We start from the raw sequence: 2,130 nt of genomic DNA on the forward strand, positions 1-2,130 counted from the left end.
TGAAGATAAAAAAATAAAAAAAAATAAAAAAAGAACAAAATCTTTTTTATATCCTAAAAGCATCATCAAAATGATATTATTGGCAGTATCTGTTCTCTGTGTCCTAATCATTCTTTTTCAATTATTTAAATCTAATAGTTTTTCCAATGATACTCTTGAATCAAAAAAAGTTGAAAAACGAATAAAAGAATCTGAGCCCAAAACCAAAATAGAAACAATAAACTGCCCACCAGGTTATAAGCCAGCAAATAATAAATGTGAAATAAATCATTCAATTAGAGCAGAATATCATACAGATAAAGACAATGAGAAAATAAAAATAATTCGTCTAATTCCAAATTTTCCTATGGAAATGATAATAGATGGAAAGCAAGTTGAGCCTACAAAAGAATACACTTTTGAAAAAGCGGGAAATCATACAGTATTTATATTATCAGATTTTAAAAAATTAACAACAACAAAAAGAATGTTTTATCAAATTAAAAAAATGAATTATATAGCTTTTACACATCTTTTTGATACAAGAAATATAGTTGAAATGAATAATATGTTTTATGAATGTGTAAGTCTTACATCAATAGATCTTTCTTATTTCAATACCGAAAAAGTTAGAACTATGGAATTAATGTTTGCTGGTTGTCACCAGCTAACCTCTTTAGATCTTTCAAGCTTTAACACAAAAAGTGTAGTTTCTTTTGCAAATATGTTCGAAGATTGTGTCAATTTAAATCAATTAGATTTAACTAATTTTAACACAGAAGAAGCAAATGATCTAAGCTTTATGTTTTTTGGTTGCAAGAAATTAACATCTATTGATGTTAGTAGCTTTGCTACTCAAAAAGTAACTAGTATGGAATATATGTTTAAAGGTTGCGAGTCTTTAACTTCTATTGATTTAAAAAATTTTAATACAGAAAATGTTTCTAGTATAAGTAGGATGTTTGAAAGATGTATATCTTTAGAATCTTTAGATCTTTCTAATTTTAACACTAAAAGAGCAACAAGTATTAGCAGTATGTTTTTTGATTGTTATAATTTAAAAAGCGTTAATCTCAAAAATTTCAATACAGAGAATGTAGTTGCTATGAATGGATTATTCCATGACTGTCATTCTTTGACTTCAATAGATATTAATCATTTTAATACAAAAAATGTAGTTAATATGAATTTAATGTTTAATGGATGCAAATCTTTGACTTCTTTAGATATAAGTAATTTTAATACTGATAATCTTGAATATATTGATGGCATATTCCATGATTGCTCATCACTTCAATCTCTTAATATAACACATTTTAAAACAGATAAAGTTTCTTCTATGATAAGCTTGTTCCAAGGATGCTCTTCTTTGACTTCATTAGATATATCTAATTTTAATACATCTCAGGTCACTAATATGAAACATATGTTTTATGAATGCACTTCCTTAACTTCAATTGACTTATCTAATTTCGTTATAGATCAAGTGACAAGAATGGAATATATGTTTTACAAATGTAATGAACTGAGCTATATAGATATTTCTCCTTTTTCTTTCGATAATATTAAAATTGTTAGCTTATTTAATAATTTACCTGAAAGAGGACATATTAGAATTAAAAAAGGTCTATATGAACGTATAAAAGAAGATATCCCAGAAGAATGGGAAGTTTCAATTGTTGAATTGTCTTAATTTAGTTATTATTTTTGATATTTTAAAATTAAAAAAATAATAATTAATATATTAAATTATTAGATAATAAAAGCATTAAAATAAAATATTTTTAATAAAATATTATAAAAAAATACAATAAAATATATTAATTTTTTTATTTATTTTGGGAAATATTTTCATTTCTGTAAAATTTCTTATAATGCAAACAACAACATTTTCAGGTATTTTATTAAACATGTTTTGGTAATAATATGTATAACCATTTAAATTATTTTCATCAAAATTATATAAATTAATATATCCTAAATTGATAGAACCAAAAAACATTTGTTGCATTTGTTTAACCAAAGAAGTATTAAAATTAGATATATCTAATGAAGTTAATTTGGAACATCTACCAAACATACTTCCCATATTTGCAACAATTGAAGTATCAAAATTAGATAAATTTAATTCTTTTAAACTTTGACAATAAA

General features: G+C 23.5%; 2 protein-coding genes. One reads left to right on the plus strand and one right to left on the minus strand.

Translation table 11 applies throughout. The annotated features are described in order from the left end of the window. Positions 1–1,672, plus strand: a 1,672-nt coding sequence (locus ACMUOV_RS00415; RefSeq protein ID WP_413852695.1) for a BspA family leucine-rich repeat surface protein, incomplete at its 5' end; no start/stop codon positions are given. Between the two features lie 102 nt (positions 1,673–1,774). Here the strand turns inward: ACMUOV_RS00415 and ACMUOV_RS00420 are convergent. Beyond that, positions 1,775–2,130 (minus strand): BspA family leucine-rich repeat surface protein (locus tag ACMUOV_RS00420; protein ID WP_413852697.1); only part of this gene is annotated, 356 nt, incomplete at its 5' end.

Source organism: Candidatus Ruminimicrobium bovinum, from assembly GCF_902760015.1.
GTDB classification, from domain to species: domain Bacteria; phylum Elusimicrobiota; class Endomicrobiia; order Endomicrobiales; family Endomicrobiaceae; genus Ruminimicrobium; species Ruminimicrobium bovinum.